General features: G+C 68.6%; 17 protein-coding genes and 1 pseudogene. 12 read left to right on the top strand and 6 right to left on the bottom strand.

What is annotated here, in order from left to right; all coding sequences use genetic code 11:
- Positions 1-328 precede the first annotated feature (328 nt).
- On the top strand, positions 329-505 hold the full coding sequence (locus tag L6444_RS31200; RefSeq protein ID WP_236984643.1) for a hypothetical protein: 177 nt from the start codon (positions 329-331) through the stop codon (positions 503-505).
- Here L6444_RS31200 and L6444_RS30700 read toward each other — a convergent pair.
- Positions 502-3,108, bottom strand: a complete 2,607-nt coding sequence (locus L6444_RS30700; RefSeq protein WP_289624928.1) for a helix-turn-helix transcriptional regulator — start codon at positions 3,106-3,108, stop codon at positions 502-504. The genes L6444_RS31200 and L6444_RS30700 overlap by 4 nt on opposite strands.
- A gap of 228 nt (positions 3,109-3,336) precedes the next feature.
- Here L6444_RS30700 and thrS point away from each other — a divergent pair, with 228 nt between their 5' ends.
- Genes thrS through L6444_RS17585 form a run of 6 tightly spaced genes read left to right on the top strand, consistent with a single transcriptional unit; the run spans position 3,337 to position 9,670 of the window.
- A complete protein-coding gene (gene thrS / locus L6444_RS17610; protein ID WP_236976206.1) occupies positions 3,337-5,367 on the top strand; it encodes a threonine--tRNA ligase in 2,031 nt (676 codons plus the stop codon).
- Between the two features lie 2 nt (positions 5,368-5,369).
- Entirely contained in the window at positions 5,370-5,921 is a 552-nt protein-coding gene (locus L6444_RS17605) for an ATP adenylyltransferase (protein ID WP_370653116.1), read from the top strand.
- Entirely contained in the window at positions 5,918-6,571 is a 654-nt protein-coding gene (gene pgsA / locus L6444_RS17600) for a phosphatidylinositol phosphate synthase (RefSeq protein ID WP_236976201.1), read from the top strand. Before L6444_RS17605 ends, pgsA begins: the two co-directional genes overlap by 4 nt.
- An 11-nt stretch (positions 6,572-6,582) precedes the next feature.
- Positions 6,583-7,521, top strand: a complete 939-nt coding sequence (locus L6444_RS17595) for a phosphatidylinositol mannoside acyltransferase (protein WP_236976199.1) — start codon at positions 6,583-6,585, stop codon at positions 7,519-7,521.
- Positions 7,521-8,645: a glycosyltransferase family 4 protein gene (locus L6444_RS17590; RefSeq protein ID WP_236976197.1), complete on the top strand. Its 1,125-nt coding sequence runs from the start codon at positions 7,521-7,523 to the stop codon at positions 8,643-8,645. Before L6444_RS17595 ends, L6444_RS17590 begins: the two co-directional genes overlap by 1 nt.
- Positions 8,645-9,670, top strand: coding sequence for an NUDIX hydrolase (locus tag L6444_RS17585; protein WP_236976195.1), 1,026 nt, complete (start codon positions 8,645-8,647; stop codon positions 9,668-9,670). The genes L6444_RS17590 and L6444_RS17585 overlap by 1 nt, the downstream gene beginning before the upstream one ends.
- A gap of 588 nt (positions 9,671-10,258) precedes the next feature.
- On the opposite strand, the pseudogene L6444_RS31195 reads toward L6444_RS17585, so the two are convergent.
- Together L6444_RS31195 and L6444_RS17575 are read right to left on the bottom strand one after the other, a co-directional pair.
- A pseudogene (locus tag L6444_RS31195) lies at positions 10,259-11,182 on the bottom strand (DUF222 domain-containing protein); the annotation flags it as partial.
- Between the two features lie 129 nt (positions 11,183-11,311).
- A complete protein-coding gene (locus L6444_RS17575) occupies positions 11,312-12,982 on the bottom strand; it encodes a PE-PPE domain-containing protein (RefSeq protein WP_236984221.1) in 1,671 nt (556 codons plus the stop codon).
- Between the two features lie 131 nt (positions 12,983-13,113).
- On the opposite strand from L6444_RS17575, the gene pdxS reads away from it, so the two are divergent.
- The 3 genes from pdxS to pdxT are packed head-to-tail and all read left to right on the top strand — an operon-like array spanning position 13,114 to position 15,464.
- A complete protein-coding gene (gene pdxS, locus L6444_RS17570) occupies positions 13,114-14,016 on the top strand; it encodes a pyridoxal 5'-phosphate synthase lyase subunit PdxS (protein ID WP_255730644.1) in 903 nt (300 codons plus the stop codon).
- A gap of 9 nt (positions 14,017-14,025) precedes the next feature.
- Positions 14,026-14,871, top strand: a complete 846-nt coding sequence (gene tesB, locus L6444_RS17565; RefSeq protein WP_236976194.1) for an acyl-CoA thioesterase II — start codon at positions 14,026-14,028, stop codon at positions 14,869-14,871.
- Positions 14,868-15,464 carry a pyridoxal 5'-phosphate synthase glutaminase subunit PdxT gene (gene pdxT / locus L6444_RS17560; RefSeq protein WP_236976192.1) on the top strand — a complete coding sequence of 199 codons (597 nt, stop codon included), beginning with the start codon at positions 14,868-14,870 and terminating at the stop codon, positions 15,462-15,464. Before tesB ends, pdxT begins: the two co-directional genes overlap by 4 nt.
- Here the strand turns inward: pdxT and L6444_RS17555 are convergent.
- Positions 15,461-15,667 carry a hypothetical protein gene (locus L6444_RS17555; protein WP_236976190.1) on the bottom strand — a complete coding sequence of 69 codons (207 nt, stop codon included), beginning with the start codon at positions 15,665-15,667 and terminating at the stop codon, positions 15,461-15,463. The two genes, pdxT and L6444_RS17555, sit on opposite strands and share 4 nt — an antisense overlap.
- 45 nt (positions 15,668-15,712) lie before the next feature.
- Entirely contained in the window at positions 15,713-16,672 is a 960-nt protein-coding gene (locus tag L6444_RS17550) for an FAD-dependent monooxygenase (RefSeq protein WP_236976188.1), read from the bottom strand.
- Positions 16,673-16,886: 214 nt separating this feature from the next.
- Here L6444_RS17550 and L6444_RS17545 point away from each other — a divergent pair, with 214 nt between their 5' ends.
- Positions 16,887-17,495: a TetR/AcrR family transcriptional regulator gene (locus L6444_RS17545; protein WP_236976186.1), complete on the top strand. Its 609-nt coding sequence runs from the start codon at positions 16,887-16,889 to the stop codon at positions 17,493-17,495.
- A 44-nt stretch (positions 17,496-17,539) separates the two neighbouring features.
- Positions 17,540-18,295, top strand: a complete 756-nt coding sequence (locus L6444_RS17540; RefSeq protein WP_236976185.1) for a YebC/PmpR family DNA-binding transcriptional regulator — start codon at positions 17,540-17,542, stop codon at positions 18,293-18,295.
- 2 nt (positions 18,296-18,297) lie between these two features.
- On the opposite strand, the gene L6444_RS17535 is transcribed toward L6444_RS17540, so the two are convergent.
- Complete coding sequence (locus L6444_RS17535) at positions 18,298-18,798, bottom strand: DUF2617 family protein (RefSeq protein ID WP_236976184.1); 501 nt, start codon at positions 18,796-18,798, stop codon at positions 18,298-18,300.
- Positions 18,799-18,859: the final 61 nt, after the last annotated feature.

Here is an 18,859-nt window from a genome sequence, read left to right as displayed (position 1 = left end):
CTTCCGGTGGCAATGGCGGTGACGGAGGCCTGGGCGGTACCGGCGGCGACGGCGGTCAGGGCGGCGTCGGTGGCAATGGCGGTGCCGGCGGCGCCGCGGGTCTGATCGGCAACGGCGGTGCGGGTGGTGCCGCCGGTTCCGGAGGCGCGGGGGCGCCGGTGGCGTCGGCGGATTCGGTGGTGGCGGCGGTCAGGGCGGGTCGGGCGAGCAGGCCAGCAACATCAACGTCGGCGGCAACGGCGGTAACGGCGGTGACGGCGGTAACGGCGGGACCGGAGGAACCGGCGGCGGCAGCGGACTCGGGGCTGCGGGTGGCGCCGGTGGGACGTTGTTCGGCCAGCAGGGCAGCAGCAGCGGCTGGAGCCAGGGTGGGTCCGGCGGTAGCGGCGGGGGCGGCGGCGGCTACGGGAGCGGCGGCAGCTACGGCACCGGTTCCACGACGAACGGTAGCAACGGCCTCAACGGCTACAACGGCTACACGGGCAACCACGGCCAGGACGGCTAGCTGTTGACCCGGCCACGCACGTGCGCGGCGGCCTGGGTCCGGTTGCGCACACCGAGTTTCGCCAGGATCGAGCTGACGTGACATCCGGTTGTCTTCGGGCTGATATGCAGTGCGGCGGCGATCTGAATGTTGCTTTGCCCCAACGCAATCAGATCCAGTACCTCGCGTTCCCGGCGAGACAACCCGTCCGGGTCGGCCAACGTCTCGGTGTGGCGACCGCGCCGGGAAAGACCTCGTACCTCAGCCAGCCGCTGCTGTGCGCGACGCGTCGCGGCCCGCGCGCCGAGACGCCGGAACGTGGTCAAGGCCGATTCGACCGCGGCGAGGTCCCCGCCCAGTTGAGCGATCGCCGCCTCATAGGGGCAGCCGCGCTGCGTCCACTGCTGCGCGGCGGCACGCCAATCACCGGCGATCTCCAACTGGACCGGTGTGAGTGGGGGCTCGACGGCCACGGAGATCGACTGGGGGCCGGGCATTAGCATCCACCGGCGCAATTGCCAGGTCAGCGACGGATCGCGGTCCATGCCGGCATCAATCAGGGCCTCGCGCGCCTCGCGTTGTGCGGTGTCGTCGTCACCGGCCAGCCACGCGGATTCCGCGCGGGCAGCGGCAATCGGGAACAACCGGAGCTGCTCGGGCTCGGAGCTGGCCGCGATTTCGTCGAGCAGCGCGCCGACAGCCGGATGCCCGCGGCGGGCGCGAATCAGCGCCAGCACCAGGCGCGGCAGGATACGGTGCAACGCCGGCAGTCCCCGGCGGGCGAGCAGGGACTCGGCGCACGCACTCGCCCGGGCCCACTCGCCGCGATGCAGGTCGACGAGCGCACTGACGCCCAGATTGAAAGCCTCGAACGTGACCAGGTTGCGTTCACGGCAGTAGGAAAGCGATTCGGCGATGTAACGCTCGGCGCGCTCCAGGTCGTACTGCCGCGCCGCCGCCCAGCAGATATCCGATCCGAGCAGTCCGGCGTGCTCGCCACGAGCGTCGGAAAGCATGGCCTCGCGCCAAGCCGATTCCAATTCCTCCCAACCGGTTTCCGATTGCAGCACCCTGGCCAGCGCGGCGTAGCCGCGGGCGCGGACGACGACGGCGTGGTCGCCGAGTTGGGTGCCCAGAGTGATGGCCTGGTCGGCGTACGCGGTGGCCGACTGCTCGAATCGGAGCACTCCTATCTCGGCGAGATTCACCAATGACCAGGCCAGCTGCGGGCAGGGACCGGATTCCTGCAACAGCCGCAGTGATTCCCGTCCGGCATCGGTGGCTTCGGTGACGCGGCCGATGCCGTACAGCTCGTGCGACAGCCAGCGCAGGTTTTGCGCTTCACCCAGCGTGTCCCCGGCCGAGCGGCACAGCCTGATGGCCTCGCGCCACGACGACACGGCCGGCTCACCCAGCCCGCACAGATGGCTGGCGAAAGCGTGCTGTTCCAGCCAGTGCACCTTCTCGTCGTCGGTGGTCTGGCCGTGCCGCAGCGTCAATTCATACAGTTCGGCGGCCTCGCGATGCGCCCCCAGCATGGCGGCATGCTCGGCCGCGGCGGGACCATACCGGATGACGGCGTCGTGATCGTCGGCGTGGTCGGCATGAAAAACCAACGCTGCCAAAGTGTTCTGCTCGATCGGCGGCTCGCTGAGTGCTCGCAGCGCACGGGCGTGCAAATCCTTGCGCAGGTAATCGGGCAGGCGCTGCAACGTGGCATGCCGGGCCAACTCGTGACGAAAACGAACCGCATCGTATTTCGCGACGAGCACTCCCGCGTCCAGGCATTCACTCAATGCGAGCGTGGCTTGCGGACACACCTCGCGCACCAAATCCACCTCGGCGAGCGGCCCGCAGACCGCCACCGCTTGCGCGGTCAGTCGCGCCTGCTTCGACAGCCGGGCCAGCCGGCCCCACACCGCCTCGAATATGCTGCGCGGCAACAGATCACACTCCAGCGCTGCGGCACCGCCCGCCAGCACCTCGGTGAGGTAAAACGGGTTTCCCCCGGTGAGGTCGTAGAGGTGCTCGACGTCGGCGCCGGTGTGGGCGGCCAGCGCGGCCACCGCCTCGCGGCTCAGCGGCTTCAGCCCGATCCGGCTGACCGTGGGGCAGCCGGCCAGATCACCCAGCGCCAGCGCCAGCGGGTGCCGGTGATCGAGCTCGTCGTCGCGGTAGGAGACCACCAGCAGCAGCGGCAACGACTCGACGCGCCGGGTGAGGAATCGCATTAGATCCAACGTCGCCCCGTCGGCCCAGTGCGCATCCTCGATCACCCACACCCGGCGCCGACCGTCCCGCAGGACGGTCAGTAGCCGCCGGTAGAGGGCGCCGGAGTCGCGGGATTCGATCGCGGCAGACAGGGTTGCGGCCGCCGCTGCCCCGAACCCGGGCAGCGCGTCGAACAGCGGGCCCAACGGGGGCGGTGCTGCCAGCGGGTCGCACCAGCCCGTCAACACCTGAATCGAGTCGTCCAGCCCGCCGGTGAACCGGTTGAGCAGCGCCGTCTTGCCCACGCCGGCTTCCCCGCGCAACAGCACCACCCGACCCGAACCGCTCTGGGCGGATCGCGCCGACGCGCCGAGCTCGTTGAGTGCGGCGCAGCGCTCGAGCAGACACACCATATTCACGTCCCCAACCCCGCCGGCCCGACGGCGAAGGCGGCAGTGTGCGCTTCGAGGGCCGGTCCGTCCCAGAGGTCCGGGCTGTCGAAGTCCTGTGAATCAGCCGGGGTGCGGGCTGCGGTCGGTGACTCGCGCCGCGGGCTGCGGGAGTCCGGGCCGACCGCCCCCCGATAGCATGGTCGCGACCGTTTCGACACGTCCCGTCGCACAGCATTGGAGACCAGCCCGATGAGCGCCCCAATCCGGGTCCCTGCCGGCACCACCGCGGCTGCCGCGGTCGGCGAGGCGGGACTGCCGCGGCGCGGGACACCGGATGCCGTGGTGGTGGTGCGCGACGCCGAGGGCAAGTTGCGCGACCTGAGTTGGGTGCCCGAGGTCGACGTGGAGGTGACCCCCGTCGCGGCCGACACCGAGGAAGGTCGCAGCGTGATCCGGCACTCCGCCGCCCACGTGTTGGCCCAAGCCGTCCAGGACTTGTTCCCGCACGCCAAGCTGGGCATCGGCCCGCCCATCACCGACGGCTTCTACTACGACTTCGCCGTCAGTGAGCCGTTCACGCCCGAGGATCTGGAGAAGCTGGAAAAGCGGATGCGCCAGATCGTCAAGGAGGGCCAGCTCTTCGACCGGCGGGTGTATGCCTCCAAAGACCAGGCCCGCCAGGAGCTGGCCGACGAGCCGTTCAAGCTCGAACTCGTCGACGACAAATCCGGGGACCCGGATGTAATGGAAGTCGGGGGCGACGAGCTGACCGCCTACGACAACCTCAATCCTCGTACCCGCGAACGGGTTTGGGGCGACCTGTGCCGCGGGCCGCACATCCCCACCACCAAGCACATCCCGGCGTTCAAGCTCACCCGCAGCTCGGCCGCCTACTGGCGCGGCGACCAGCGCAACGCCAGCCTGCAACGTATCTACGGCACCGCGTGGGAGTCGCAGGAGGCCCTGGACCGGCACCTGGAGTTGCTGGCCGAGGCGCAGCGCCGCGACCACCGCAAGCTGGGGGTGGAGCTGGACCTGTTCAGCTTCCCCGACGAAATCGGTTCCGGACTGGCCGTTTTCCACCCCAAGGGCGGCATCGTGCGCCGCGAGCTGGAGGAGTACTCGCGGCAGAAGCACGAGCAGGCGGGCTACGAGTTCGTCAACACCCCGCACATCACCAAAGAGGCACTCTACGTCACCTCGGGGCACCTGGAGTGGTACGCCGAGGGCATGTACCCGCCGATGCAGATCGACGCCGAGTACAACGAGGACGGCTCGGTGCGCAAGCCCGGCCAGAATTATTACCCCAAGCCGATGAACTGCCCGATGCACCATCTGATCTACCGGTCGCGTGGGCGTTCCTACCGCGAACTTCCGTTGCGGCTCTTCGAGTTCGGCAGCGTCTACCGGTTGGAGAAGTCGGGGGTGATCCACGGCCTGACCCGGGTGCGCGGCATGACCCAGGACGACGCCCACATCTACTGCACCCGCGAGCAGATGCGCGACGAGCTGACCTCGGTGCTGCGCTTCGTGCTCGACCTGCTGGCCGACTACGGCCTGGACGACTACTACCTGGAGCTGTCCACCAAGGACCCGGAGAAGTATGTGGGCTCCGACGAGGTGTGGGATGAGGCCACCGAGGTGCTGCGCGAGGTCGGTGAGGCGTCCGGGCTGCAGCTGGTTCCCGACCCGGGTGGCGCGGCGTTCTACGGGCCGAAGATCTCGGTGCAGGTCAAAGATGCGCTGGGCCGCAGCTGGCAGATGTCGACGTTGCAGGTCGACTTCAACATGCCGGAGCGCTTCGAGCTGGAATACACCGCCGCGGACGGCAGCCGACAGCGTCCGGTGCTGATCCACCGCGCGCTGTTCGGGTCGATCGAGCGGTTCTTCGGCATCCTCACCGAGCACTACGCGGGTGCGTTCCCGGCGTGGCTGGCGCCGATCCAGGTGGTGGGCATCCCGGTTGCCGACGAGCACCTGGACTATTTGAAAGATGTTGCCGCACAATTGAAGTCGCATGGTGTGCGGGTAGAGGTGGACGGCAGTGACGATCGGATGGCCAAGAAGATCGTCAACCACACCAACCAGAAGGTGCCGTTCATGCTGCTGGCCGGCGACCGCGACGTGCAGGCCGGCGCCGTCAGCTTCCGCTTCGCCGACCGCACCCAGATCAACGGGGTGCCGCGCGACGCCGCGGTGGCGGCCATCGCGGACTGGATCGCTCGTCGTGAAAACTCTTTTCCCACAGCGGAATTGGTGAAAGTTGGCGCTGGTGGGTGACTGTGGCTGACGACGACACGATCCTCGACCGCGGCGTCGGCGAGCGCGACCATCTACAGCGGTTGTGGACCCCCTACCGGATGAACTACCTCGCCGAGGGTCCGCTCAAGCGCGACGATGCCAACCCGTCGCAGCCGTTCACCGACATCCCGCAGATGTCCGACGAAGACGGTCTGGTGGTGGCGCGCGGCGAACTCGTCTACGCCGTGCTCAACCTCTATCCGTACAACCCGGGTCACCTGATGGTGGTGCCCTACCGGCGGGTCGCCGAGCTCGAAGACCTCACCGAAGCCGAGAGCGCCGAAGTGATGGCGTTCACCCAGAAGGCGATTCGGGTCATCAAGAACGTCTCGCGTCCACACGGTTTCAACGTCGGCATCAATCTGGGCACCTCGGCGGGCGGGTCGCTGGCCGAGCACCTGCACGTGCATGTGGTGCCGCGCTGGGGCGGGGACGCGAACTTCATCACCATCATCGGCGGCTCCAAGGTGATACCGCAGTTGCTGCGCGAAACCCGCCGTCTGCTGTCCGAGGAGTGGGCCCGACAGTCATGAGCAAGTTGCCGTTCCTGTCCCGCGCGTTCTTCGCCCGACTCACCGACCCGGTCGCGCGGACGGCCCTGCGGGTCGGCCTGACACCGGACGTCGTCACCGTCATCGGCACCATCGGCTCGGCGGCTGGGGCGCTGATCCTGTTCCCGATGGGCAAGTTGTTCGCCGGCGGCTGCGTGGTGTGGTTCTTCACCCTGTTCGACATGGCCGACGGGGCGATGGCCCGCGAGCGCGGCTTCGGCACCCGGTTCGGTGCGGTCCTGGACGCCACGTGCGACCGTCTCGGTGACGGCGCGGTGTTCTGCGGGCTGCTGTGGTGGATCGCGTTCCACAAGCACGACGAACCGTTGGCCGTGGCGACACTGATCTGCCTGGTCACCTCGCAGGTGATCTCCTACATCAAGGCCCGCGCCGAAGCCAGTGGACTGCGTGGCGACGGCGGGTTCATCGAACGCCCCGAACGGCTGATCATCGTGCTGGTCGGGGCCGGGGTGTCCGACTTTCCGTTCGTGCCGTGGCCGCCGGCGCTGCCGGTGGCGATGTGGCTGCTGGCGGTGCTGAGCCTGGTCACCTGCGCGCAGCGGTTGCACGCGGTGCGAACCTCACCCGGCGCCGTCGACCATCTGGCCCTGCCCGGAAAGAGCGAGCCGTGATCCCGCCGTCGATGAAACTCAGAGTGCCCGGCCGGCGGCCCCGCGAAGTTCTCACCGGCACCGCCACCGACTGGGCCTACGCCAGCGGCTGGATGGCGGTGCGCGCGCTACCGGAATTCGCCGCGCGCAACGCCTTCGACGCCGGCGCCCGCTACGCGGCACGCCGCGGCGGACCGTTGCAGCTGCGCAAGAACCTGGCGCGGGTCCTGGGTGTCAAACCCGCCGCGGTACCGGATTCGTTGATGCGCGAATCTCTGGCTTCATACGCCCGGTATTGGCGGGAGGCCTTCCGGCTGCCGACGATGGATCTGCGCGCGTTGACCGAGCGGCTGGACAGCTGCACCGGAGGACAGGACAACCTCAACGGTGCGCTGGCCCAGGGGCGCGGCGTGGTGCTGGCGCTGCCGCACAGCGGCAACTGGGACATGAACGGGGTGTGGCTGGCGCAAACCTACGGCACCTTCGCCACGGTCGCCGAGCGCCTCAAACCGGAGTCGCTGTACCGGCGCTTCATCGACTACCGCGAAGGCCTGGGCTTCGAGGTGATACCCCACTCCGGTGGCGAGCGGCCCGCTTTCGAAGTGCTGGCCGAGCGGCTGCGGGACAACCAGATCGTGGCGCTGATGGCCGAGCGCGACCTCACCCGCACCGGCGTCGAGGTCGACTTCTTCGGCGAACCCACCCGGATGCCGGCCGGGCCGGCCAAGCTCGCGATCGCGACTGGGGCCGCGCTGCTACCGTCGCACTGCTGGTTCGAGGGTGACAGCTGGGCCTGCAACATGCAGACGCCGCTGGATACCAGCAGCGGCGACGTCAGAGCCATCACCCAGGCCCTGGCCGACGAGTTCGCGCGCAATATCGCCGCCCATCCCGCAGACTGGCACATGCTGCAACCGCAGTGGTTGGCCGATCTGTCCGACGACCGTCGGGCGTGGTTGAAGGACGGCTGATGCGGATCGGGATGGTCTGCCCCTACTCGTTCGACGTGCCGGGCGGGGTCCAGTCGCATGTGCTGCAACTGGCCGAGGTGATGCGCTCCCGCGGGCACGACGTCAGCGTGCTGGCGCCGTCGTCGTCGGAAAGCGAGCTGCCCGACTACGTCGTCTCGGCCGGCCGGGCCGTCCCCATTCCCTACAACGGATCGGTGGCGCGGCTGCGGTTCGGCCCGGCCACCTACCGCAAGGTCAAGAAGTGGCTCTCCGACGGCGATTTCGACGTGCTGCACCTGCACGAGCCGAGCGCCCCCAGCTTGTCGCTGCTGGCGTTGAACATCGCCGAAGGCCCGATCGTGGCGACCTTCCACACCTCAGCCACCAAATCGGTGGCGCTGTCGGTGCTGGGCGGGATGTTGCGGCCCCGGTTTGAGAAGATCGTCGGCCGCATCGCGGTGTCCGATCTGGCGCGGCGCTGGCAGATGGAATCGCTGGGATCCGACGCGGTCGAGATCCCCAACGGCGTCGACGTCGACTTCTACGCCTCGGCGCCGATGATGGACGGCTATCCGCGGCCCGGTAAGACGGTGCTGTTCCTGGGGCGTTTCGACGAGCCACGCAAGGGCATGTCGACACTGCTGGAGGCGATGCCGACGGTGATCGAACGATTCCCCGACGTGCAGTTGTTGATCGTCGGCCGCGGCGATGATGACGAACTACGTTCGCAGGCAAGCGAGTTCGTCGAACACATCCGGATCTTGGGACAGGTGGACGACGACGGCAAGGCCTCGGCGATGTGCAGCGCCGACGTCTACTGTGCGCCCAACACCGGGGGTGAGAGCTTCGGGATCGTGCTGGTGGAGGCGATGGCCGCGGGCACCGCGGTGGTGGCCAGCGACCTGGACGCGTTCCGGCGGGTGCTGGAGGACGGCGAGGTCGGGCGGCTGGTGCCGGTCGACGACGCGACCGCGCTGGCCGAAGCGCTGATCACGGTGCTGGACGACGACGCACTGCGGAAGCGCTACGTGGTCGCCGCGCGGGAGGCGGTCCGGCGCTACGACTGGTCGGTGGTGGCCAGCCAGATCATGCGGGTCTACGAAACGGTGGCCGGGGCCGGCGTCAAGGTGCAGGTGGCCAGCTGATGGCGTGGCTGATCGCCGCGTTTGTCCTGCTGTTCGTGGTGCTGGTCGCCTTCGCGGCCTGGGGGTATCAGCGGGCGAACCGATTGAACCGGCTGCATGTGCGCTACGACCTGTCCTGGCAGGTACTGGACGGGGCGTTGGCCCGGCGCGCGGTGGTGGCCCGCGCGATCGCGATCGACGCGTACGGCAACGCGCCCGAGGGCAGACGGTTGGCGGCGCTGGCCGACGCCGCCGAGCGGGCGCCCCGCAGTGCACGCGAGACCGCGGAGAACGAACTCTCCGCGGCGCTGGCGATGGTGGATCCGGCGTCGGTGCCGGCCGGGCTGCTGGCCGAGCTGGCCGACGCCGAGGCCCGGGTACTGCTGGCCCGCAGGTTCCACAACGACGCGGTGCGAGACACCCTGGTGCTGGCCGAGCGGCGGATGGTGCGGTTGTTCCATCTGGGTGGAAGGGCGCCGCTGCCAACGTATTTCGAGATCGCCGAACGGCCGCACGCACAGGCGCACGCCCATCACGAGCTCAACCACCGCACCTCGGCGCGGGTGGTGCTGCTCGACGAATCCGGTGCCGTGCTGTTGCTGTGCGGCTCGGATCCCGCGATCGCCAATGCTCCCCGGTGGTGGTTCACCGTCGGCGGTGAAGTGCGGCCGGGGGAGCGGCTGGCCGAGACGGCCGCTCGGGAGCTGGCCGAGGAAACCGGGCTGCACGTGTCGCCGGCGGAGCTGTACGGGCCGATCTGGCGGCGCGACGAGGTATTCGAGTTCAACGGCTCGATGATCGACAGCGAAGAGTTCTACCTGGTGCATCGCACCCGGCGGTTCGAGCCCACGTTGGACGGACGCACCGAGCTGGAGCGCAGCTATATCCACGGTGCCCGGTGGTGTACGGCCCAGGACATTGCCGCACTGAACGCGGCTGGCGAGCGGGTTTACCCCCGCCAACTCGGCGAATTGCTGGCCGCCGCCAATGACGTGGCGGACAGCTCGACCGGCAGCGATACCGTTGTGCTGCAGTCGATTCGATAGTGGTTCGTGCCCCGCTAGAAGGGTGGTGGTTCGTCGTCGGGACTGGGTGGGGTGCATGCGGCGTAGTGCCAGTAGTCGGTGTCGGGGTTGTAGGCGGGGTGGGGTCGGGAGGCCGGCTGCGTGGCGGGTTTGGCGGTTGTGGCGGCGTTCGGCGGCTACGCGTGCGGCGTGGTGTTGGGCGCGGGTGCGGCGCCGGCGGGGCATCATGGTGTTGCGTTCGGCGCAGTAGTCCGCTGGGGTTTCGGTTTCGGGGCTGGGCATCCCGCCCACGGCCGCGCACAGGCTGGGGAACAGCAGGGCGCTGCCCGGGGTGCTGACGTGGACCTCACCGGCCGGGGAGGTCAGGATCAGGGTGCCGTCAGCGAGTTGTTTTTCCCGCCAGCCCCAGAACGATTTCACCAAATGATGTGTGCGGCAATAGCATTTGAGGTTGCCGGCGTGGGTGGGACCACCCTGGGCATACGGGATGGTGTGATCGACATCGCAGCGGCTGGCCGGCACCTCGCAGCCCGGCCAGCGACACGTCAAGTCCCGGCACCGCACGAAATCCGCCAGCGCAGCCGACGGCCGGTAACCGGGCTCGGGGGGCCGGTAGCCGGGATGGATCAACGGCACCTGCCGGGCACCCGCAGCGAGTTCGGCCAGCACTTCGGGGGTGATCAACCCGCCGGCTTCGAGCAGCGAGGCCGGGGTGGTGCCGGCGCCGGCCAGGGTGGCCTGCTCGGCGATCACATGAATGACCACCGCCGCGGTGGGGGTGCGCTGCCCGGCGGTGCACTCGGTGCGCCCGCAGCGACAGCCCAGCCGATCCGCCCCGGCCCCTAGCGCGCCCAGGGCATCGGCGCGGCGCTGGGCGGTGGTGCGCGGGTCGTGCGGGCACACCGTGGCCGCCAACGCGGTCAGCCGCGCGTCCAACGCGCGGGCATCCGGGGTGAACAACCCACCCTCGAGGTAGGTGATGCCCTCGTGGTCCTCGCTGAAGCAGACCTCGCGCTGCACGGCGCGGTCCTGGCGGCGGCGCACCGCATCCGCGTCGAGCCCGGCCACGATCGCATCGACCTTGCCCGCCAACCGGCCCGCGGTCAGCGAGGGCCAACGGGTCAAGTTGGCCGCGACCAACCCATCCACCCGCGCCAGCACCTCGGCATCGGTGATCAGATCCGTGCGCGAGACCACCGTGGCGAACGCGCAGAAATCGATGTCCCCGGCGCAGAACAACGCCGCCACTTTCGGCACCCGCTCGCGCATCGCGCGCGCCCAGCGCAGCTTGGTCTGCGCGCGGCGCTGACTGATCCGCAACCCCGCCGCCACCTCGGCGGCCACCGCCTCCATGGTGTCGATGGCCCACTGCTCGGTCTCCGCCGAGCGCGCCAACCGGTCTGCGAACAACCCGCCGATGGCCACCAACTGCGCGGCCACCGCCTGATTCTCCACCCGCGTAGCCGCACAAATCCCCGCCAACCAGCCCCGCGTCTGCTCGGTGTGGCCGACCAACGCCTCACGGTGATCCATCACACCGTCCATATAGGCGCGAAACCGCGCCAACTGCGCCTCCGACTCGGCACTCCCCGAGATCCGTTCGAACATGTGTTCGATACTACCACGTCCACCGCCTCTGGAACGGCCCGTCTCCGTTCTCGCTCAACGCAGCAGCCCGAGATCACCCAGCGCGTCGCTGAACCCCTGCACCGCGCCCTGCCCGAGCTGCGAGAGCACCACCGCCGGATCGACCTGCGGGAACAGCGCGAACGGCGTCGCCACGTCCTGGAAGCCGGTGCGGTCGTAGCCCAGCTCGACCAGCACCCGCAGATCGGGCTGGATCAGGTCGGCCAGCGGGTTCCCCAGCACCGGCAGGGCGCGTAGCGGCGCCAACAGCGGCAGATCGTGGGTGGGGATCAGGATGTAGGTGGTCAGGCTGCCCGGCGACACCGGCTGCACTATTCCCGACGCCAGCTGGGCGGCCGTCAGACTGTACGAAGGGTGGATGAGCGCGAAACCCAGCAGCGCGTTGGCCGTCGCGAACACGTTCAGCGGGTACTTCGGGAAGTCGGCGGCGCCGTCGTACTGGATCGCGTAATCGACGGTGGGGTAGGCGTTGGCCGGCGTCGCGCCGTTGAACGTGAAGCCGATGAACGGAATCGAAAAGCCTGGCAGTCGCGCCAGCAGGCCACCGTTGGGGCGGTCGGGGTTGGCGGTCAGGACGAAGGACAGCTCGTCGGTGCCCGGACGCACGCCGGCGGGCAGCGACTGCAGGTAACGCATCTCCATCGAGGCCACCACGGAACTCTGCGACAGCCCGTAGACGATGGTGTGCTGTCCCGCGGCGTGCAGGTCCATGATCGCGCTATTCAGGTATTGCACGCCCGCGGCCACCGATGCGTCCAGGGTCAGGCTGGTGGGCCCGGTGAGCGGAAACAGCTTGGACGGCGTCACCAGGAACTGGGCCGCATACGTCGGATGGTTCGGGCCGATGAAACTCTCGGCCATCGGGATCAGGCCCTTCCAGGGCAGCGGGCTGAGGCCGGTTCCGCCCATGATCAGCGCGGTGGTCGTCGGGGTGCCGGTACCCATCTGGCCTTCGTCGATGATCCGGACGCCGACGTTGCCGTCGCCGGGCAGCCCGATGCCGACAAGTCCGTTACCGATGTTGCCGATCCCGATGTTGAAGTCGCCGCGGTTGGAAACGCCGATGTTGCCGTTACCGGTGTTGCCGAAGCCGATGTTGTCGACGCCGGTGTTGCCGCTACCGAGGTTGAACGTGCCGTGCTGCCAGTCGATGGTGAGTGCGGGCAGTCCCGTCGCGGCGTAGGCCCGGGCGAGCTGGGTGACCACCTCCGACGCGGCGGCGTGGTAGCCGGCCATGACCGCCACGTCGGCGGCCCACATCTGCTCGTAGGCGGCCTCGGCGGCCGCGATCGCGGGTGCGTTCTGGCCGAGCAGGTTGGTCGCCACCAGCGACACCAGGGCAGAGCGGTTGGTGGCCACCGCTGCCGGATGCACGATGTTCGTTTGCGCCGCCTCGAACGCATCCGCTGCCGTTCGTGCCTGCGCAGCCGCTCGCTCGGCCTGCGTCGCTGCCGTCGTCAACCAGGCCAGATAGGGGGCGGCGGCGCGGGTCATCGCCTGCATAGCCGGGCCCTGCCAGGACCCATCGGCCAATCCCGCGGTGACCGAGGCGAACGAGCGGGCCGCGGCATCCAACTCCACGGCCAGGCCGTCCCAGGAAGCGGCCGCGCCCAGCAACGGACCCGGGCCCGCGCCGGCGAAGATGCGCGTCGAATTGAGTTCCGGCGGCAACACGGTGAAGTTCATCGCAACCGTCCAGGCGTCGAGCAGCAAAGCGACCTTATGCCAGGTCCGGCAGGTGTGCAGCAGAACAGCGGGAAGTTCGATTTGCCGGTGACCACTAGACTGAACCCCGGAATCCAGAGCCGAGGAGCGTAGTGAACACCCAGCAGAACGGGGCCCAGACCGGAACCGCCCGCGTCAAACGCGGCATGGCCGAGATGCTCAAGGGCGGCGTCATCATGGACGTCGTCACCCCTGAGCAGGCCCGCATCGCCGAAGGAGCGGGCGCGGTGGCCGTCATGGCGCTGGAGCGGGTGCCCGCCGACATCCGCGCCCAGGGCGGCGTCTCGCGGATGAGTGACCCCGACATGATCGAGGGCATCATCGAGGCGGTCACCATCCCGGTGATGGCTAAGGCCCGCATCGGGCACTTCGTCGAGGCGCAGATCCTGCAGAGCCTCGGCGTGGACTACATCGACGAGTCTGAGGTGCTGACTCCGGCCGACTACACCCACCACATCGACAAGTGGAAGTTCACCGTGCCGTTCGTGTGCGGGGCCACCAACCTGGGCGAGGCGTTGCGGCGCATCGCCGAAGGCGCGGCGATGATCCGCTCCAAGGGCGAAGCCGGCACCGGCGATGTGTCCAACGCCACCACGCACATGCGCGCCATCGGCGGCGAGATCCGCCGGCTGACGTCGCTGTCGGAGGACGAATTGTTTGTTGCGGCAAAGGAATTGCAGGCCCCCTACGACCTGGTTGTCGAGGTGGCTCGGGCCGGAAAGTTGCCGGTGACACTGTTCACCGCCGGCGGCATCGCCACGCCCGCCGATGCGGCGATGATGATGCAGCTCGGTGCCGAGGGGGTGTTCGTCGGATCGGGCATCTTCAAGTCCGGCGATCCGGCGCAACGCGCCGCCGCGATCGTCAAGGCCACCACGTTCTACGACGACCCCGACGTGCTGGCCAAGGTGTCGCGCGGGCTGGGCGAGGCGATGGTCGGTATCAACGTCGAGGAGATCGCGGAGCCGCACCGCCTCGCACAGCGCGGCTGGTAAGAACATTCCGTGGCGATCGAACAGATCCTCGATCTCGAGCAACTCGAGGTCAACATCTATCGCGGACGTGTGTTCAGCCCGGACTCGGGCCATTTCCAGCGCACGTTCGGCGGCCATGTGGCCGGTCAGTCGCTGGTGTCGGCGGTGCGCACGGTCGAGCCCGGCTTCCTGGTGCACTCGCTGCACGGCTACTTCATCCGGCCCGGCGACGCCAAGGCGCCCACCGTGTTCATCGTCGAACGCATCCGCGACGGCGGCTCGTTCTGCACCCGGCGGGTCAACGCCATCCAGCACGGGCAAACCATCTTCTCCATGTCGGCGTCGTTCCAGACCGATCAGGAGGGCATCAACCACCAGGACGCCATGCCGTCCGCGCCACCGCCGGACGGCCTGCCGGAACTGAGTTCGATGAAGGTGTTCGACGACGCCGGATTCAAGCAGTTCGAGGAGTGGGACATCTGCATCGTGCCGCGGGAGCAACTGCAGCCGGGCCCGGGCAAGGCCTCGACCCAGCAGGTGTGGTTCCGGCACCGCGACCCGCTGCCCGACGACCCGGTGCTGCACATCTGCGCGCTGGCCTACATGAGCGACCTCACGCTGCTGGGATCGGCCCAGGTCACCCACCTCGACGAGCGCGAGCATCTGCAGGTGGCGTCCCTGGATCACGCGATGTGGTTCATGCGCATGTTCCGCGCCGACGAGTGGTTGCTCTACGACCAGTCCTCGCCGTCGGCCTGCGGTGGCCGCGCGCTGTGCCAGGGCAAGATCTTCAACCAGTCCGGCGAAATGGTCGCGGCCGTCATGCAGGAAGGCTTGACCCGCTTCCCGCGTGACTACCAGTTGAATCCCCGGTGACGGCACCCAGGATCGGGGTACTCGCGCTGCAGGGCGATTCCCGCGAACACCTAGCCGCGCTACGCGAGGCCGGTGCCGAGGCCACGACGGTGCGCCGGCGCACCGAACTCGATGCGGTGGACGGTCTGGTGATCCCGGGTGGCGAATCGACGGCGATGAGTCACCTGCTGCGCGACTTCGACCTGCTCGAGCCGTTGCGCAACCGGTTGGCCGACGGACTGCCGGCCTACGGCGCGTGTGCCGGGATGATCCTGCTGGCCAGCGAGATTCTGGACGCCGGCAGCAAGGGCCGCGAAGCGCTGCCGCTGAACGGCATCGATATGACAGTGCGGCGCAACGCTTTTGGACGACAGGTCGATTCTTTCGAAGGTGACATCCCGTTCGAGGGGCTGGATTCGCCGGTGCGTGCGGTGTTCATCCGGGCGCCGTGGGTGGAACGGGTCGGCCCCGAGGTGCGGGTGCTGGCCCGAGCGGCCGGCCACATCGTCGCCGTGCGGCAGGACAAGGTATTGGCCACTGCGTTTCACCCCGAGATGACCGGTGACCGTCGGGTGCACCGGCTGTTCGTCGACATCGTCCGCGGGCGGGTCTAGGGCCCGTAATCGGGTAGCCGGATGTTCTCCGCGGCCACGCCACCGAACCTTCGGCCGAGGTGCTCGACGCTGGCCCGCACGGCGGGCTGCGCGACGGCACGCGCACCGGCATGCAGCATCCGGATACCCGCCCGGGTGCGGGGGTTGGCCCGGCGCAGCACCGCCGGCCGCACGTTTTGCGCGGCGCTGACATGCGGGCGCATGAAGTTTTCGTATCTGGACAGCGCCGCGGGGACGTCGTCGGTGCCTTATGCAGTGAGCGCAACGAGCCGTTGGTTGCGCGCGTCGATCTCCTCCTGAGTGGCCGGGACCAGGACGTCGCCGCCCGGGCCCGCGGTGCCCTGCGCATAGGTGACGTGCGGAAGCTGGTCGCGCTCGTATTGCCGGAACGCCGCCGCCACGTCGTCGCGGTGCTCGCGCAGCGCTTCGGCCAGCAGCCAGGCCCCGGTCATGGCCAGGCTGGTGCCGCGACCGGACAGGGGAGACGCGCAATACGCGGAGTCGCCGACCAGCACCACCCGGCCGCGGTGCCACGACGGCATGTGAATCTGGCTCACCGAATCGAAATAGAGCTCGGGGTCGCGGCACGCCGCATCGAGTAGCTCGGGAATCTTCCACTCGGCGTGGCCGGCGAAGGCGTCGCGCAGAATCTGCTGCTGCGCGGCCGGGTCGTGATAGTCGTAGTCGATCCATGGTGCCCGAAACATGAAGACCGCCAGCGCTTTATCGCGGTAGGTGGCTATTCCTGCCATCCGGCCGGGGTAGTTGTACATCGCTGAATGGCGCTCTTGCCGGATATGTCCGGGCAGGTCGGCCAGTGCCACGTAGAGCCCGAGGTGTCGCAGGAATCGCTCTTTGGGTCCGAAGGTGAGCCGGCGGGTGGCCGAGTGCATTCCGTCGGCGCCGACCACCACGTCGTAGCGCTGCCGCTCACCGGAGGCGAACTGCACGTCGACGCCGTCCCCGTCGTCGTGCAGCGCGGTGATCGACTCGCCGAAGCGCAACTCGGTGGTCGGGCTCAAGGCGGTGCGCAGCAGCACGTGGGCGAGGTCCTCGCGCGGGATCTCGGTGTCGTCCGGGCAGTCGTTGAACTCGGTGTCGGGCAGTTCGGCGAGCAGGTCGCCGTTGCGGTCCACGAACTGCACGCGCTCGCTCATGTCCACCCGTCGGGCCCGGATGCCGTCGAGCACGCCCATCTCGGAGGCCACGGCGATGGCCTCGCCGCGGATGTCGATCGGGGGAGCCGTTGACCCGCAGGTGGTAGGCGCGTTCGACGATGGTGACGTCGTGTTCGGCCAGGGTGATGCCACAGCTCAAGCCGGCCATTCCCGCGCCGGAGATCAGAATCCGCATCGCAGACCCCCTTCGTATAAGATACAAATCGTATCTAACCCACGCTAGCTCGATCGATTAGGAAACGCAATGTCTCTTAAGGGGGGCGAAGTTCCGCAGCGCCGGCGCGGCGAGGTGCTGGAGAAGGCGCTGCTCGACGCGGCGTGGGCCGAGCTGACCGAACGTGGCTACGACGACCTGACCATCGACGCCGTGGCCAACCGCGCCGGCACCAGCCGGGCGGTGCTCTACCGGCGCTGGCCGGGTAAGCAGGACCTGCTGTTGGCCGCCCTGATCCATCAGGTGAAATCCGACGTGGTGGCCGCACCCGACACCGGCAGCCTGCGTGGGGACATGCTGGCGTTGCTGCGCCGGGCCAACGAGGTGCGGTCTCGGCTGGCCACCCTGGTGTTCACCCGGCTGGGCGGCTACTACCGGGAGGCCGGCACCAACCTCGCCGAACTCTCCGCTTACGTGCAGGGCGGCCGCGAGACCGTCCTCGAGGAAGTCCTGGCGCAAGCCGTCGCGCGCGGCGAGATCCGGCCGGGCCAGGTCAGCGCACGAGTCGCACGGGTGCCCGTCGAACTGTTCCGCTATCAGTTGATGGCCACGCTGCAACCGGTTCCCGATCGTGAGCTCGAATCGATCGTCGACGAGGTGTTCATGCCGTTGGTGAGGCTCGGCGCAACCGCCACGTAGACTCGCTACGCGAACTTTTCACAGGGAAAGAGGTAGTCAGACCGATGAGCGGCCATTCCAAGTGGGCCACCACCAAGCACCAGAAGGCCGTCAAAGACGCGCGCCGCGGCAAGGAATTCGCGCGGCTGATCAAGAATATCGAGGTCGCCGCCCGGACCGGCGGCGGTGACCCAGCCGGTAACCCCACGCTCTACGACGCCATCCAGAAGGCCAAGAAGACCTCGGTACCCAACGACAACATCGAGCGGGCGCGCAAGCGCGGCGCCGGCGAGGAAGCCGGCGGCGCCGACTACCAAACCATCATGTACGAGGGCTACGGCCCGAACGGGGTGGCGGTGCTGATCGAGTGCCTGACCGACAACCGCAACCGCGCGGCCGGCGAGGTCCGGGTGGCGGTGACCCGCAACGGCGGCAACATGGCAGATCCGGGCTCGGTGTCCTACCTGTTCACCCGCAAGGGTGTGGTGACCCTGGAGAAGAACGGCCTGAGCGAGGACGACGTGCTGACCGCGGTCCTGGACGCCGGCGCCGAGGACGTCAACGATCTCGGTGACAGCTTTGAAATCATCTCGGAACCAACGGATCTGGTCGCCGTCCGGACCGCGTTGCAGGATGCCGGGATCGACTACGAATCCGCCGAGGCCAGCTTCCAGCCCTCGGTCAGCGTCCCGGTCGACGTGGAGGGGGCCCGCAAGGTGTTCAAACTCGTCGACGCGCTCGAAGACAGCGACGACGTGCAGAACGTGTGGACCAACGTCGATCTGTCCGACGAGGTGCTCGCCGCACTCGACGAGGGCTGACCTTAGGGTTGCCACCGGCTGACGGTGTGGACCACCGTCCCGCCGCCGGCGGATCGGCGGGGGTACAGGTGCCAGGTCTGCCATCGCCAGCCGGGGCCGTCGGGTTCGGCGGTAAGCGCGGTCAGCGCGGCATCGTCGCCGGGGAATACCCCACCGAGCCAACCGGTTTCGTGGGCGCACCGGTCGCGCAGTTCCTTCGCCAGGGCGCGGAAGGTGCCCTCGGAGTGCGCCTCGGTCAGTGATTCGAGGATGTAGCCGGGCGCCTCGGACTGCCCGGGCAGGTCGCCGTCGACCGCGCACGACACCTGTTCGGAGAAGCGTCGCGAGCCGTGCTCGACGGTCACGACGTGCGAGGCGCCCAACACCCCCAGTAGCAGCGTGCTGCCCCCGGGATGTGCCAGCCGAGAAGTGGCGAGCGGCTGTGGTGGTGGACCGTTGAGCGCCAGTGCCAGCCGGGCCCCGGAGACGTCGGCAGGGGTGACGGCAAGCTGATGGAGCGGCACCGGCCTTAACCTACTCATCGGTGCGTGTCCCTGCGCAGAGTTGTCGGACCTGGCCGCTAAG

Origin of the sequence: Mycobacterium kiyosense (assembly GCA_021654635.1) — a bacterium.
GTDB classification, from domain to species: Bacteria; Actinomycetota; Actinomycetes; order Mycobacteriales; family Mycobacteriaceae; genus Mycobacterium; species Mycobacterium kiyosense.
The sequence above is the reverse complement of the archived record's forward strand: the minus strand, read 5'-3'. Positions and strand labels throughout refer to the sequence as shown.